This is a genomic window from Campylobacter sp. 19-13652 (assembly GCF_019702925.1).
GTDB lineage: Bacteria > Campylobacterota > Campylobacteria > Campylobacterales > Campylobacteraceae > Campylobacter_A.
Genome location: NZ_AP024713.1, coordinates 264,334 through 279,676, shown reverse-complemented (window position 1 = coordinate 279,676; position 15,343 = coordinate 264,334). Strand labels below are relative to the sequence as shown.

At 41.1% G+C, this 15,343-nt stretch carries 11 protein-coding genes and 1 tRNA gene; 5 read left to right on the top strand and 7 right to left on the bottom strand.

Features of this window, described 5'->3' with window-relative positions; translation table 11 throughout:
• Window positions 1-61: 61 nt before the first annotated feature.
• The 7 genes from LBC_RS01280 to LBC_RS01250 all read right to left on the bottom strand — a co-directional run bounded on the left by LBC_RS01280 (window position 62) and on the right by LBC_RS01250 (window position 9,593).
• Window positions 62-1,288: an MFS transporter gene (locus tag LBC_RS01280; protein WP_221254323.1), complete on the bottom strand. Its 1,227-nt coding sequence runs from the start codon at window positions 1,286-1,288 to the stop codon at window positions 62-64.
• The gene (locus tag LBC_RS01275) at window positions 1,285-3,243 is read right to left on the bottom strand and encodes a sugar phosphate isomerase/epimerase (RefSeq protein WP_221254322.1); all 1,959 of its coding nucleotides are present in this window, start codon (window positions 3,241-3,243) and stop codon (window positions 1,285-1,287) included. The genes LBC_RS01280 and LBC_RS01275 overlap by 4 nt, the downstream gene beginning before the upstream one ends.
• Before the next feature lie 2,126 nt (window positions 3,244-5,369).
• The gene (locus LBC_RS01270) at window positions 5,370-6,008 is read right to left on the bottom strand and encodes a transcriptional regulator (protein ID WP_221254321.1); all 639 of its coding nucleotides are present in this window, start codon (window positions 6,006-6,008) and stop codon (window positions 5,370-5,372) included.
• 398 nt (window positions 6,009-6,406) lie between these two features.
• Window positions 6,407-7,474 carry a chorismate synthase gene (aroC, locus tag LBC_RS01265; protein ID WP_221254320.1) on the bottom strand — a complete coding sequence of 356 codons (1,068 nt, stop codon included), beginning with the start codon at window positions 7,472-7,474 and terminating at the stop codon, window positions 6,407-6,409.
• A complete protein-coding gene (gene rnc / locus LBC_RS01260) occupies window positions 7,467-8,141 on the bottom strand; it encodes a ribonuclease III (RefSeq protein ID WP_221254319.1) in 675 nt (224 codons plus the stop codon). Before rnc ends, aroC begins: the two co-directional genes overlap by 8 nt.
• Window positions 8,138-8,566: a ribonuclease HI gene (rnhA, locus tag LBC_RS01255; RefSeq protein ID WP_221254318.1), complete on the bottom strand. Its 429-nt coding sequence runs from the start codon at window positions 8,564-8,566 to the stop codon at window positions 8,138-8,140. The genes rnc and rnhA overlap by 4 nt, the downstream gene beginning before the upstream one ends.
• Complete coding sequence (locus LBC_RS01250) at window positions 8,544-9,593, bottom strand: lipopolysaccharide assembly protein LapB (RefSeq protein WP_221254317.1); 1,050 nt, start codon at window positions 9,591-9,593, stop codon at window positions 8,544-8,546. Before LBC_RS01250 ends, rnhA begins: the two co-directional genes overlap by 23 nt.
• Window positions 9,594-9,651: 58 nt before the next feature.
• On the opposite strand from LBC_RS01250, the gene dnaG reads away from it, so the two are divergent.
• The 5 genes from dnaG to LBC_RS01225 all read left to right on the top strand — a co-directional run bounded on the left by dnaG (window position 9,652) and on the right by LBC_RS01225 (window position 14,836).
• Complete coding sequence (gene dnaG, locus LBC_RS01245; protein WP_221254316.1) at window positions 9,652-11,355, top strand: DNA primase; 1,704 nt, start codon at window positions 9,652-9,654, stop codon at window positions 11,353-11,355.
• A complete protein-coding gene (locus LBC_RS01240) occupies window positions 11,352-12,338 on the top strand; it encodes an argininosuccinate synthase domain-containing protein (protein WP_221254315.1) in 987 nt (328 codons plus the stop codon). Before dnaG ends, LBC_RS01240 begins: the two co-directional genes overlap by 4 nt.
• Window positions 12,339-13,112: 774 nt before the next feature.
• Window positions 13,113-13,189: transfer RNA gene (locus LBC_RS01235), tRNA-Met, on the top strand.
• A 351-nt stretch (window positions 13,190-13,540) separates the two neighbouring features.
• Window positions 13,541-14,230: a uracil-DNA glycosylase gene (gene ung, locus LBC_RS01230; RefSeq protein WP_221254314.1), complete on the top strand. Its 690-nt coding sequence runs from the start codon at window positions 13,541-13,543 to the stop codon at window positions 14,228-14,230.
• 54 nt (window positions 14,231-14,284) lie between these two features.
• A complete protein-coding gene (locus tag LBC_RS01225; RefSeq protein ID WP_221254231.1) occupies window positions 14,285-14,836 on the top strand; it encodes a DJ-1/PfpI family protein in 552 nt (183 codons plus the stop codon).
• Window positions 14,837-15,343: the final 507 nt, after the last annotated feature.

Sequence of the window (15,343 nt, the reverse complement as noted above, 5' to 3'; positions counted from 1 at the left end):
AGGGATAAAATTTAACAAAACATTTTACAACTTAAAAATATAGGGGAAAGCTCCCCCAAAATCAGCTATCTTTTCTAAGTTTACTAAGCAATAAACTCGCGCAAATAAAGCCACAAAGCGCAAAAGAAGCCATAATTAAAAACACATACCTATACCCAGCCATGCCAGCGAAAGTATCGATAATATAGCCATAAATTAAATACCCAAACATAGACGGCATATAGCCTATAAGACATCCTAGCGCCATAGCCGAGCCTGCGTACTCACGTGGAGTACCTATCTCATCCATAGGGGCAAAAAACACAGCACGTTGAGTAAAAATAATCGCACCTATACAAAGCGTAATAACCATGCCAAGGGTAATATTTATGCTCTCGTGCGGCAAATACGCAAAGCCCACTATTGCCGCAGCTGCGACTAAAAATGTAAAGCGCAGATACTTAAGCGGCGAGTGAAATACCTTATCGCTTAAAGTGCCTCCTATCACGCCGCCAAATAGCTTAAGCCCGTATTGATTAATAATGCCATAAGCGCCCACATAAACGGCTGGCAGAGCGTAGATGTCTTTCATAAATGGTATAAAATAAGTAAGCCCAGTATAAGCTGAATAGACAAAAAATATCACAAACGCCGCAAGCCAAGTCTTAGCATCTTTTAGTACCCACCAAATTCCTTGCCAGACGATTTTATTAGCATTATCTCTATCTTTTATTGCGTCATCATTATCTATTAAAAAGTAAGTTATCACGCCAATTAAGCTAGTAACTATCGTATAATACCAAAGCCCAGCCATAAGCCCAGCCTTGCCCTCGCCAAAATAGCCAAAGACAAAAAGCGCCCCAAAAGCGACTATTACATCCACTATCCCTCTACCAGCCTCCAAAAAGCCAAAAAGCCTGCCTTGCTCACTCTTATCACCCAAAAGCCTGACTGCTTTTAAAAGCGAAGGCCAGTAGATGACCTCCCCAAAAAGCGCCATCACACCAAAGGCCACGCAATAGCCCACATACCCAGGCAGGGTTGTCATATACACCCCACAAAGCCCCACGCCAACTAGTCCGATGGGAAGTAGAATTTTTTTCGAAAATCTATCGGCTATATACATAGAGGTAAAATACCCCACCGTCTGCACTATCGCATAAAAGGTAAACGCAAGTCCAATTTGGGTGTTTGTAAGCCCCCAAACGTCTTGCATAGGTACGTAAAATACGTCCTTAATCGACGATAACTTAAAAACCGTCCCAGCGCCAAGTATCAAAAACGCTAACGAAAGCCACTTATTTCTCATTTTGCCTCCTTTTGTAGATATTTTTTTCTCAAATTTATAAGCCGCACTGCACTTTGGCGCACACAACTAATCTGAAAAGCTAAAAGCTCCTCTAATGCGCGCTCGCTGATGGTGTGCGGATAGTAATAGCTCATAGGGTTTATATATTTTGGTAGCGGAGCTTTTTTAATCTCAAATACGCCTTTAAATTCAAACCGCTCAGCACTCTTAGCTTTTAGTGCAGCGTGGACTATTTTGCCTATTTCAAGGGAATCACTTGCGCCCTTTTTGCTGCCTATATTTTGCGCCACGGCTGCTTTTTGCACGCTCTTTACGATATGCTTGCCATCTGCGCTACCTGATTTTACCACGAGACTTTCACTACTTTCGCAAGCTGCGTCGTTTGCCTCGCCTATTACGCTATCTAAGCGCACACTATCCGATTTTAGCGTGAGATTATGCACTGCGTTTTTGCCTGCGTAAGCCCTGATATTTGACGCGTGCCTTGCCATTAAAAGCTTAGTAGCTTGCGCTGAGCGTTTTTTAAGCGTGTTGTCTTTGCTATTACCTCCACTTTTTGCTTCGCTTAAACACGCCTGCACGTTGGAATTTAAATACTCGTTAAAATAGACGCCAAAAGCACCACCTACGCTGCCGCAATCATTGCCTCTAACTTTTTTATCGCTTTTAATTTCAACTGCAGATACCACATTTTCAGGCTCAAATGCGCTTTTTGAGCTATTTTCACATACGCCACTAAATCCTGTGTGGCTTGAGTTTGCGTCGCCAATGTCAGGCTTGCTTAAAATATCAAAACTATCGCTCTCATTGCGCCGCATAGCCAAAGTCGCCGAGGTTTTGCCACTACACAAAAATTCACCGCCTTGCATATCCAAAGCGTGCACATTATCGCTACTCGCACTAGCAAAATCTTGCATTTTATCGCTACCTAAGCCTGTCAAATGATGCAAGCCGCTAGCGTCTGCTCTAACAAATTCTTGCAAATTCTTGCCGCCCTCGCATATCTTATTGGCTACATTAACCGCATAAAAATCACTAAAAAAGCTAGACAAATCTACGCCATCTAGCCCGGCCTGCGCTAGCTCTGCCTCCATTTCCGCATAAAGCTCATCTGAAATAGAGCTTAAAGGCAGAGCTTTTAAAAGCTCTTTTGTGATTTTTGCGCCACTTTTTCTGGCTGCGATTATGGCTGGGTCTTTAAAAGTGGCTGAGTATGGGTAGCACGTTTCTAGGTTGATATTTGCGTCTGTGTGATCAGCAAGAAGTTCAAACATCGCCTCTATATCGATGCTTCCCTCACCTAAAAACGTCCCACTCACTACTGGCTCATCGCCATCAAGGCAGACTATGTGATCTTTAAAATGCACCATTTTTATGTACGGAAGGAGCTTTTTTGCCTCGATTATGGGGTCGCGGCGCACCATCATCGAATTTCCCGTATCATAAAGCACGCCAAGCCTATTTGAGCCAATTTTCTCAATGATATAAAGCAAATCATCACTGCTTTCATACTCGTGATTTTCAAGTGCCAGCTCTATGTCATATCGCTCTAAAAGCTCGCAAATCCGCTCTAAATCATCTATGCTTTTTAAAAAATCAGCCCTACTAATCTCGCCATTTTGTGGCTTTAAATAGCTACGCACTCGCTTAGCACCTAATGCTTTGGCTATCAGTATATCCTCTTTTAAAAGCTCATAATCACTCCAGCGCGTATCTATCTCACAGTATAAATTTAAAGATAAAATTTTATCATTCAAATTTTTTAAATAGCTCTCGTCATTACTCTTTAATGTACCAAAACGTTGGTTTAAATTTAGATCAGGAATGATATTAATCTGTACCCCATCAAGCCCTAAATCAGCCGTAATATCAGCAAATTCAAAGAGATTAAGCCCTCGATGTTGGAAAAATAGATGTAGGCTTTCGGTCTCCAGCCCAAGCTTTATATCCCTCATCACTCCCTCCTAAAAGTAGATTTTAGAATTTATCATATCGCTGCTTAATTAATAATAAATTATTATTGTTTTTTTAATATTTAAAAAATATTTGTATATATTTACTCAATTTATAAATATTTAGGTGCTAATTGCAAATTTAAAGACGCCACAAATCTCAAGCATGATTTAGCGTATTAAACTTAAAATGCTTCCATCTTAGCCAACAAGATTGCAAGATTTTTGCAATCATTACGCAGAAAAACTACTAACAAGCAACACCCTAAAAATGCTTTATTTTGCTATTTTATATTTTTAAACGTATAAAGCAATGAGGCGCACAAGCTAAATTAATTAATAAAGCTTACAGTCTTTTGTCGCATTTAAAAGCAAAAAACATGACAAAAGCTACTAGCTAAATATCGCCGCATCAATAAAACTGCGTGATAAATTTATCTACGATAAAACGCCGATTTTAAAACAACCATTACCACACTTAGCGTTTTCGCTCTATGTCGCATTTTACAAGTTTGACTTTGCAATTAAACGTAAAATCAATGCAGACCTTTATCTTGTATCTAATTTTGCGCAGTAAGTGTTTTAGGGTTAAGATTTTAAATTTAAAGCTGGGTAAAATCTGCATAATAGCCTGTCATAAAGGCTTTAATAATAGAGATTTTAGGGCTTTTGGGGCGCTTAATGGAGGCTTTATGGCTTTGTCAAATGACTATTTTAGGTTTATAGCGCCACACTCCTAATAAACAGACGACTCTTGCTATTTGCTACATATTTTTGGCTTCTTGAACCATTTAAGCGTTAAGGCACTAAGGCTCTTTTAAAGGCTTGTTTTGTTTTAATTACAAATCAATAAATTCGTACCAGTGGTTAAAGCTGCGCAATTATTTAGTACTTTTAAAACACGACAAAAAATCTAAAAATAACGCAGACACACTACTACGCAGCATAGTATTTTCTTTATGAAATTTTAAAGCAATACTATTGTTTAAAAGAGCTAGTATTAATTAAAACTATAAAATAGGGCTTAAAAATTAAACCTTATCATAATGGCATTAATTTAAAGCTAAAAATTATTTTAGATTTTTTGCCTGCAAAATAGGCTAATAACGCATTTAGTCAAATTTTAAATGATAAATCAAACACTTAATAATCCTGAGTGTGTATTCTTATTTTGGCTCCTTTAACCAATAACCTCGCTTTATAAAACTCCAAAAGCAATCCCTATGTCACATATATAAGTGGCTTATTTATTTTACTTGCATTGCATTGTAATATACTTACTAACATCTAGTTTAGCTTTACTTTACTTAGACTTAGTGGTTTAATCCATGAAGTGGTACAAAAAGCTAAGCTTTGACTTACGGCATAGGAGTGCATAAAGGCCATAAGGTGGCTTAGCAGGATAACTGTAAATAAAGTGTGAGTAGACAAACATATAGTTTTTACTATGTAGTCTAGTTGGGTGTGATATTAGACGTATAAGGTAGTGGTGTTTGGCTTTATTATGGATTAAATTTGTAGGTAAAGGAATAGTAGAGTTTAAATTTTAAATGATTTTAGCTATGTTTTATAAAATGTCTCTTTTTAAAGCTTAAGTTAGTTTTAGTAAGACGGTACCGCGCATATGAATAGTTTAGCACAGATTTTAGGAATGCATAAATCCAGCATTCTAAAAATCATGCCGACATTACAAGACAATATGAAAATACCAAAAGCCTATATATCACACGATTTTGATGGTTTTCATGAGCACATAAGAACTATTTTTGCCCACTTTATCTATAAAACCATTCTTAGTATAATCTATTAAATTTATAAAGCCTTTATCATCAAAAATTTGCAAAACAAAGCTTAAAATTTAAAAATTATAAGGCATTCTAAAAAATAAGGAAGGTGGGGCTAATACTATCTACGCCCAAAACTTTTAACATACATGACCTACCTTTTAAAAATTTAAAAGGTTTTTTAAACTCATAACAACTTTGTCGCTGCGCCACAGTATGATTAATGTTTGGCTAGCACTAAATAAAATCCAAGTCATATAAATTTATGCAAATTTTAAAGCTTTAGCATGAAAAATACCAAAAAGCAAAATAATAATAAATTTTTATCCATATAGATAAAATGGCTTAATTTTTAATGTTTTTTAAATATCTATATATGGTTGGCTCTGATATTTTTAGCATTTTTGAGGCTATATTTACGGCTGATTTTACACTAAATATACTGTTTTGATAAAGGATTTGAATAGCCTCCTCTTTTTGCGCTGGGGTGAGGATGGCGCCGCTATTTACAAGCTCTACCTTATCGCCAACTAATGAGCCTATCATCTCCTCTACGCTAGCGCTTAGTGTCTCTTGGCTTACACTTTTTGTCTCGTCAAAACTGCAGTTTAATCCAAGAATTTTTGCAAGCCTTTCAAGCACATCTTTTGCGCCCTCATCATCATAATTTATACAAAGCATTCCTGTAATTGTGCCATTTTCCTTTATAAAAAATGTAGAGCCATTTATTCTCTTACCCTTTGCCAAAGCTTTGTAATTTAGCGCATATTCACTATGTTTAAATTCCTCATTTTTTAGGATATTAAGCGCGAAATCAGTAAGCGGCGCACCTATATCGCGCCCACTTATGTGAGAGTTTTTGATAGCTATCACACTTGAGTTTTGCTCGCTTATTTCATGCAAAACTATCTCATAATTCTCCCCCAAAACAGCTGCTAAAAAATCAACCATATTTATATATGAGTTTTTTAAAAATTCATTCATAAACTTACCTTTTTACCCAAATACCGATTTTGCCGCAATGCGCTAGATAAACGGCTAAATCTTGGCTTTAAATGCAAATTTAAACCTTAAGCTTTAAAAATGACTATGTACAAAACAAAACTAGCCCTGCATACAATGCCACTATTTTATCGCTTTTAAGCACAGCTACGTTTTAGGTAAAATATGGCTTTAGCTTAAGGTCTAGATTCTTAAAGTGCACCAAAATATCCCACAAAATAAAGCCACTTGGCATAGGAGATTAGCTCGCATAAATTCTAGATAAACTCAGCCTAATCCTAGCAAAAGCTAATTAAATTATAAGCGCACTTTTAAATAAAACCAAATTTTAAGAAATTATATCACAAATATTTTAATAATAAATTATTATCTTATTAAATTTAATAGAGCTTTTGTAGGCTTTCAAGCTTTGAACTTGCGTTTAATAAAAGCATGTCAGCAAGTACTAGCCTAACCATAGCAGTAGCCACGACACTTCCTCGTACACCTATGCAAGGATCGTGCCGACCGCGCAGCTCATACTCACGTACTGCGCCAGTTTTATCAAGCGTCATCTGTGGCTTAAAGATAGAAGGAGTGGGCTTAAAATGACTCTTTAACACGATAGGCTCACCAGAGCTAATGCCTCCTAAAATACCGCCTGAGTGGTTGCTTAAAAAGCCATTTTCACCCATATTGTCGTTATTTTCAGAGCCTCTTAGACGGCTTGCTCGCACCCCCTCGCCTATCTCGACTGCTTTTACGCCATTTATCCCCATAAGCGCACTAGCCAAAGCCGCATCCAGCCTACCATAAAGCGGCTCGCCAAGCCCAGCCATGACGCCTTGTGCGATAGTTAGCACCGACGCGCCCACACTATCATGAGCGTTTCTAGCGTTCATTATCTCAGCCTTCATCGCCTCCTCAGCCCCTAGTGCAAATATCTCAGACCTAGCCGCCAAATCCCAGTCAGGCTCGCCGCTTATATCTACGCTACCCACGCTTAAAACGCCGCTTTTTACACTCACACCAAAGCTATCGAGCAAAAGCCTAGCAAAAGCCCCACCAGCCACGCGTACAGCAGTCTCGCGCGCACTCGCCCTGCCGCCACCTCGATGATCGCGCACGGCGTATTTTTGATAATACCCCCAGTCAGCATGCCCTGCACGAAAAATATCACGCAAGCTCTCATAATCTTTTGATTTTTGGTTTTCATTATATATAGCAAATCCTATGGGCGTACCCGTGCTAAAGCCCTCAAAAATTCCGCTAAAAACCTCAATCCTATCCGCCTCAGCCCTAGGTGTAGCATACACGCTCTGCCCTCCACGGCGGCGGTTTATCTCGCTTTGGACAAGTTCTAGGTCGATTTTTACACCTGATGGCATACCATCTATGACGCCGCCTATTGCCACTCCGTGGCTTTCGCCAAATGTCGTAAGTCTAAATTTATTGCCAAAGCTATTCATCGATTTCCCCCTTAAGTACCTCTATTGCGATACGCGCCGCTTCTTGCTGGGCTTGCTTTTTACTACTGCCAAAGGCACGTGAAATTTCTTTATCATTTAATAAAAGTGCGACTTCAAATTCTTTCTTATGATCTGGTCCAGAGGCGCTTATTAGCTCATATTTTGGCGTTACACCTAAGCTTGCTTGAGTTATCTCTTGCAACGTGGTTTTATAATCTTTTGTAAGAGTATTTAGCTCTATTTTTGGGTAGCATAGCTCAAGTAGCCCCACAGCCACACCACTAGCAGTACTAAGCCCAGCCTCTAGGTAGATAGCGCCTATTATAGCCTCAAAAGCATCACTTAGCAGGCTTGGCTTGCCTCTGCCGCCATTATGCTCCTCTGCGCTTGAGAGATAAAGACACTCGCCAACACCCAAAATATCGGCCATCTTAGCAAAGCTCGCCTCATTTACAAGCGCAGCCCTAAGCTTACTCATGTCCCCCTCTGCGATATTTGTAAATTTTAAAAAAAGATACTCAGCGACGATTAAATCAAGCACCGCATCGCCTAAAAACTCAAGCCTTTCGTTACTATAATCTTTCTTGCTACTTTTGTGAGTTAGCGCCTCTTTTAGGAGATTTTTATCTTTAAATTTATACCCCAATCTATCCTCAAGCTTACTCATCTACTCTCCTTTATGCTCTCTGCCATAGCCCTAGCCATAGTGTCACACTCCTCATTTTGCGGGTGTCCTGCGTGGGCTTTTACCCATGTTGCGCTTATATTATGCGGGGCTGCGACGGCTATGTATTCTTGCCAGAGTGGAACGTTTTTTACGTTTTTAAAGTTCTTCTTACTCCAGCCAGATAGCCATGAATTTATCGCATTTGCCACGTATGAACTATCTGTATAAAGCAAGACATTGCATGGTTCTTTAAGCGCCCTAAGCCCTTCAATGACGGCTCTAAGTTCCATTTGATTATTTGTAGTATCTGCCTGCGCCCCACTTGCTTTTTTCACAGCACCTTTATACTCTAATATATACGCCCAGCCCCCTGCGCCTGGGTTATTTAGGCAGCTTCCATCACTAAAAAGGCATACTGTTTTCATCGCTTTTCTCCGTTAGATGAGGGAGTATTTTACAGCTTTTTAACTCATGGCATACAGGGCAGCGGTAAAAGTGCATAGGCAAGCTTGCTTTACAAGAGGCACAAACATAGCCAAAGCTAAGCGTAGCGTAGCTTAGCTTAGCCTTTCTTAGCGCACTAAGTGAGCGAAGCTCAAAGCTCATCGCACTAAGTGCATTTTTTGCGCTTAGCTCTGGCGTATCAAGCTCGCTTTTAGCGTAAAATAGCGCAGCATACTCTGGGTCTTTTAAATTTACCCCATCGCTTTGAAAATAGACTATATCAAGCACATCTTTTAATGGGGCAAATTCAAAAGCATAGCCCGCAAGTGAGCCATTTTCGCTCATGTAAGCTTGCATACACATGCGCTTATATAGCTCAAAGCTAGAGCACTGCTTGCTAACCTCGCTTATGCGTTCATTTAGCGATAATTCTCGGTTTGAGATGATGATTTGGGCTTTTATGTATGCTATTGCGCTGCTTACATCGCTTCCTAGCTCCTCAAGCGCACGTAAAGCCTCAAGAGCATCATCAAAACGTCTAAGTCGCTCACAAACGACGACATAAAGCCTAAGAGCGGTTAAATTCCTAGCCCTAAAACTAAGCGCCTCAGTAAATACCTCAGCCGCTCGCAGTAAAAACCCAGCCCTAAAATAAGCGCTACCAAGCTCAGTTAGCGCCCACTCCTTTTCGGCTTGATTGCTCGCTTTATCAAGAGCGATTAAATATACGCTTATGGCTTTATCAAAATCGCCACTTTTTACAAAGGCATTTGCCAAAAGCCCTAGTGTTTGCGTGTCCACATCAAAGCTAGAGAGCATCTCGCGATGCTTTTGGCTAAGGCTGGTTTGGGAGTTAAATTTATTTATAAATCTAACAAGCCGCCGCCTTTTTTTTCTACCATAAAAAATACCCCATATATAGCTACTAAAAGCAATGACAAAGACAATAGCACTCAGTAATATAAGCCCAAAAATCGGGTCTCTATACTCTATAAAAAACAGATCCAAAATGCCTCTTTGATTAAATTTATCGATATTATAGCAAAGTGGGAGTATAATCTTGCTTATGATTAGTCAAGCTTCAATACAAAAATTAAAAGAACGTATCGACATACTAGAGGTAATAAGCTCGTATATCCCAGTTAAACGCATGGGCTCAAACTACCGTTGCGTCTGCCCTTTTCACGATGATCACGACCCTAGCATGAGCATATCTCCTGAACGAGGCATGTATCACTGCTTTGCTTGCAAGGCTGGCGGAGATGCGATTAAATTTGTCATGGAGTATGAGCATTTAAGCTACCCTGAGGCGATAGAAAAGCTAGCGAGCCTTAGTAATTTCAGTCTAGAATACACCAAAAACACCCACGAAGATGAGGCTAAAATCTCAAGTCGCCACATACTACCTAGCCTAAACGCGATGTACCGCGCCCATCTGTGGAGAGAGCAAAACGCACTAGAATACTTAAAAAAGCGCGGCATAAACGAGGCGTTAATAGAAAAATTTGAAATAGGCTGGGCTGGGGAGGCTGGACTTACGACGTCACTTTTAAGCTCTGAGGGTGTGGATATAAAGCAAGCCCTAGCAGTTGGGGCATTAAAGCAAAACGAGCGCGGCGTCTACCCTAGCTTTACAAACCGCATAACTTTCCCCATTTACAGCCCAAACGGTGCTTTGGCTGGCTTTGGAGGTCGCACGCTATCAAGTGAAAAAAACATAGCAAAATACCTAAACAGCCCTCAATCTGATGTGTTTGACAAATCACGTCTACTATATGGCTACCACCTAGCCAAAAAGCAAATTCATCAAAAAGGGCGCATAATCATAACAGAGGGCTATTTAGATGTCATCATGCTTCATCACGCTGGCTTTGATAACGCTGTAGCCGTACTTGGAACAGCTCTTACGCCAAAGCACCTGCCGCTTTTAAAGCGAGAAAATATACAGGTAGTGCTTTGCTTTGATGGAGATGAGGCAGGACAAAATGCGGCCTTTAAAAGTGCGCTTTTACTCAGCCAAAATGAGATAGACGCAAGCGTAGTACTACTACCAGATAGCGCAGATCCAGCCGATATGGTGCTAGCTGGGCGCATAGGCGAGCTTGAAGCGATGCTAAACTCTGGCACAGAGATAGGGGAGTATTACATCAGGCGGGTAATGGCTGGCTTTGAGCTAAACCGCCCAGTGCAAAAGCAGCAGTGCGCTAAGGCAATAAGCGAATATCTAAGCACGCTGCCGCGCATTGCAGCTGGGGCATATGCGGATTTAGCGGGTAGGCTTTTAGGGCTTGCGCCTGATGCGTTTTTGCGCCTTAGCCCAGCGCAAAATGAGCGCAAAATCCAGCAAATTTATACAAACAGCGGCGAAAAAACCCCCATAAAGCGTGAAGTCGTGCAAAATACGCAAAAAGACCTGCTTGAAGCTAGCGTACTAAAAAGTGTGCTGGATAATAAAACTCTAAGAAACGAGCTTTTAAGCATGAACGCAAAGAGATTTTTCCGAGTGTATCATGATAAATTTGACGCGGTAATTGCTGGAGATATGAGTGATGATTTTGTCAGAGAGCTTGCAATAAGTGGCGAGTTTAAGGCATTTAATCAAAGACAAAACCTAGAGGATGCGCTCATACACCTACAAGTAAGACACTTTGAGAGACAGCGCAGCCTAGCACTAAGTGCGGGGCTAAATGACGCCGAAGTTATAAAACGTTTAGAAAAAATAAATAAAATAATAGATCAATTAAATAGAAAAAGACAAGGGATAAAATGAGAGCTTTAGCACTATTTTCAGGCGGGCTAGACAGCATGCTAGCCATGAAACTTCTAACAGATCAGGGCATTGACGTCATAGCGCTTCATATCGATACTGGCTTTGGGCCTGAGCAGGAGAAATTTGACACCCTAAAGCGCCGGGCTGAGCTAGTGGGGGCTAGCTTTGAGGTTGTTGATATACGCAGTAGCTACCTTCAAGACGTACTACTAAACCCAAAATACGGCTATGGGAGTAAATTTAACCCCTGCATAGACTGCCACGCATATATGTTTAAAACTGCACTTGCGATGCTACCTGAGCGCAATGCGAGCTTTATAATCACAGGCGAAGTCATCGGTCAGCGCCCTATGAGTCAACGAAAAGAGGCAATGGCGCAGGTGAAAAACTTAGCCGACGATAGCGATGATTTAATATTGCGTCCCATGAGCGCAAAGCTCCTACCGCCGACACGTCCTGAGCGCGAGGGCTGGGTTGACAGAGAGCGGCTTTTAGGACTGTCTGGGCGAGACAGAAAGCCCCAGCTTGCGCTTGCTGCAAGCCTTGGTATAAGTGATTACGCCACACCTGGAGGAGGCTGCTTGCTTACGATTGAGAGCTTTGCGCATAAGATGAGGGATTATCTTAAATTTGATAGCGAGGTACGCGAAATAGACGCAAAATGGCTAAAAATTGGCAGACACTTACGCCTAAAAGACGGCGCAAAGATGATAATAGGGCGTGATGAGGGCGATAATATCGCCTTACGTGAGGAGATAAATGATAAATTTAACACCATTAGCTTTAGCCCTGATGTAGTGGGCGCTGCTAGCTTTTTAAGCAAGGGCGCAAGCGAAGCAGACACCCTGCTGGCTGCAAAACTTGCCCTTGCCTACACAAGGGCGACTCTGGGCGATACCTACACCGTAAAAGTGGGCGAAATAGCGCATAAAATAGTGCATGAGATGGATAAATCAGCAGCGCAGGAGTATCTGCTAAAATAGCCGCCAAAAGCTATGGCGTAGGCTAGCGTCCCATAAACTGACACAGAAGCACAGGTAAAATCTGTGCCAGTTTTAAAGATGCTTTACCGCTAAGCCCATGAGTATAAAGTCTCTGCCATGGGCGTATCCTAAAAACTAGGTCTGAGTCGATAAAAAGCAGCTTTAAAGGCTTGCGTGGACGCACTAAAACCCCTATCTTAGCCACAATAGCGCAGCTTTGCAAGCTTTTATGATTTAGACTCTTTAAATTTTTAACTACAAATTTTAACCACTTTACAAACCTAATACTACTAATTTTTGCTAGCAGCTTTTAACATTAGCGCCATTACTATGTAATATCAACACAATATTATTCATAAAGTTCTGTAAAATTTAAAAACTATCCTAGGATAACACCTAACCCACTGTTTTACGTGACTTACATCGCAGGGATACGCCCTGTCTGCGTCCAGTTTTGCTAGGCTTTGTCTAGAAATCGTAGCTATACCAACTGAATATGCTTGTTTTAAATAAACTTCGGCTACGCCTTGTTTTCACAGAAACTGCACTTCGTTTGTTTTAGCTTAATTAGCACACAATAAGCAGTTACTCCACTAAGCTATTTTGCGGGTTGTATGCGTTCCTATGTCATATATGAATACATAGCAATCGATTAATAAGCCACTAATGCGCACAAAGGCTTGTCTTTTAAATTTGTAAAGTAATATTGTTTAAAAGAGCATAAATTTTAAATTAAGCTTTTTTGGATAAAATACGTTTTTTACTTTGCACATTGTCACAGTAGCTCAGCTGGTTAGAGCGCTGGTCTCATAAGCCGGAGGTCGGGAGTTCAAGTCTCCCCTGTGACACCACTACTTTAAAATCACTTTAAATTTTTACCACAAAATGCCACTTGCTTGATTTGATTTACCTAAAATTATAGCATTCTTTTAAAAGCTTAACCGCTGATATAGTTTAAGCTTTTGGCGATTTTACTGTAGACTTAGCGCAAGCTATAAATTTAAATCTTATTAAATCATTCGGAAATGCCACTTGCGTTATCAAGCACGTATCTAGCCATCTAAAAGTGGTGGTCAAATTTATTAAGATTTTTCCTTCTTAAAAGGATAATCTGCACTTTGATGGATTTTGTTTGGGTTTTAAATATGAGATAAATTCCTAAGCCAAAATATGCTAAAATACACCCCAAAAAGGGGGAGAAGATGAGCATAAATTTAAACGACGTAAAAATAGAAGCAGGCTGGAAAGAGGCACTAAAAGATGAGTTTTTAAGCGCCTATTTTGCCCAGATTAAGGCTAAGCTTATTGCCGCTAAGGCCGCTGGCAGAGTCTATCCACCCTCAAGCCTAATCTTTAACGCCTTTAATCTCACCCCATTTGACAGCGTCAAGGCCGTGATTTTAGGCCAAGACCCCTACCACGGAGAAAATCAGGCTATGGGGCTAAGCTTTTCTGTCCCACGCGGCGTAAAAGTGCCACCAAGCCTAGCTAATATCTACAAAGAGCTACAAGACGACCTAGGCATAGCTCCGCCTAATCACGGCGATTTAAGCTCCTGGGCTAGGCAGGGCGTGCTACTGCTAAACGCCACTCTAAGCGTCGCCGCTGGAGCGCCAAACTCTCACGCTAACTGGGGCTGGCAGAGATTTACAGACGCTGCCATATCCGCCCTATCAAGGCAAAAAAGCGGCATAGTCTTTATGCTCTGGGGACGCGGCGCACAGGCAAAGCAAGCCCTAATCGACCCCACTCGCCACCTAGTGCTAAAAGCCGCCCACCCAAGCCCGCTCGCTCGTGGGGCGTTTTTTGGCTCGCGGCACTTCTCACGCGCCAACGCCTACCTAGCAAGCGTAGGCAAGTCGCCCATTGAGTGGGATTTAAATGGGCGATAAATTTAAAAACGCACCTAGCGGATATTTTTAAAATCTGCTAAAAATAGAGATTTTATGATAGTAAATGCACTTATTTATGATGAATTTTTAGAGCTTGATCTATTTGGAGCCCTTGCTATTTTTAAAAACCTAGACGCAAAAATATCCTACCTAAGCCTAAATGGTGGCGAGATAAGCGGTGCAAGCAGTGCGACCCTGCTAAGTCAAAAAGCAGAGGCTAATAGCGGCGATGTGCTGCTAGTCCCTGGCGGGGCTGGAGCTAGAAAGGTGATAGATGATGAGCGTTTTATAGGGCTTTTAAAGGGGCTTTGCAAGACGCACACATACGTGCTAAGCGTCTGTACAGGTGGCGCACTTTTAGCTCGTGCTGGACTGCTAAGCGGCAAAAGTGCTAGCACAAACCACGCCGCCTTTGAGTGGGTTAAGTCGCAAGATAGGAGTATAAAACTAAGCAGGGCAAGATATAGCAAGGACGGGAAGTATTATACTAGTGCTGGGGTGAGTGCAGGGATAGATATGACGCTAAAATTTGTAAGAGACGCCTTAGGCGATGAGTGTGCTAGGGATATGGCACGCAAGATAGAGTGGCAAAATGAGAGCTTTTAGGCTTGGGTAATTTGCGATTTGCTCTAACACAAGCTAAAAAATACTAAGCATATTAAAAAGCTCTTTTAAAAATTGTGTTGCTTTGGCTTGCAAAATTAAAGCCATAATGCAAACTGCACCACATATATGAGCGGCTAAGCCATCGCTCGCATTGCTTTGTAATATGCTTGCTTGCTCGCTTACAGTGCGCCCTACAGCAGCCGTCGTCCTAAGTCCGTAGGACTTGCCGAAGCTCCCCAGATTTTTGCGCTGAGTTTTTACGAAGTGCTAAAAATCGTGCAGACCTTGTATAACAAAGGCGGTAATACTTTGCACTACTGGCACGAATTAGGGTGCTGTGCTTGCTTTAGTATAACTAAAAAGCAATACTTTTTAAAACAGAGCTAGCTAAAAATAGCGACCATATTAAATCAAGCCAATAGCCCCAGCCAAATACCCACAATCTACGCTAAAAACAGCGTCAAATCAGTCTCCCAAAAAGCGTGCTTAAAACAAATTTAAAGACCT

Bases quoted from the DNA above. Each gene is read 5' to 3' on its own strand.
- LBC_RS01280 (WP_221254323.1), bottom strand. From the start codon at position 1,288: ATGAGAAATAAGTGGCTTTCGTTAGCGTTTTTGATACTTGGCGCTGGG.
- LBC_RS01275 (WP_221254322.1), bottom strand. From the start codon at position 3,243: ATGAGGGATATAAAGCTTGGGCTGGAGACCGAAAGCCTACATCTATTT.
- LBC_RS01270 (WP_221254321.1), bottom strand. From the start codon at position 6,008: ATGAATGAATTTTTAAAAAACTCATATATAAATATGGTTGATTTTTTA.
- aroC (WP_221254320.1), bottom strand. From the start codon at position 7,474: ATGAATAGCTTTGGCAATAAATTTAGACTTACGACATTTGGCGAAAGC.
- rnc (WP_221254319.1), bottom strand. From the start codon at position 8,141: ATGAGTAAGCTTGAGGATAGATTGGGGTATAAATTTAAAGATAAAAAT.
- rnhA (WP_221254318.1), bottom strand. From the start codon at position 8,566: ATGAAAACAGTATGCCTTTTTAGTGATGGAAGCTGCCTAAATAACCCA.
- dnaG (WP_221254316.1), top strand. From the start codon at position 9,652: ATGATTAGTCAAGCTTCAATACAAAAATTAAAAGAACGTATCGACATA.
- LBC_RS01240 (WP_221254315.1), top strand. From the start codon at position 11,352: ATGAGAGCTTTAGCACTATTTTCAGGCGGGCTAGACAGCATGCTAGCC.
- ung (WP_221254314.1), top strand. From the start codon at position 13,541: ATGAGCATAAATTTAAACGACGTAAAAATAGAAGCAGGCTGGAAAGAG.
- LBC_RS01225 (WP_221254231.1), top strand. From the start codon at position 14,285: ATGATAGTAAATGCACTTATTTATGATGAATTTTTAGAGCTTGATCTA.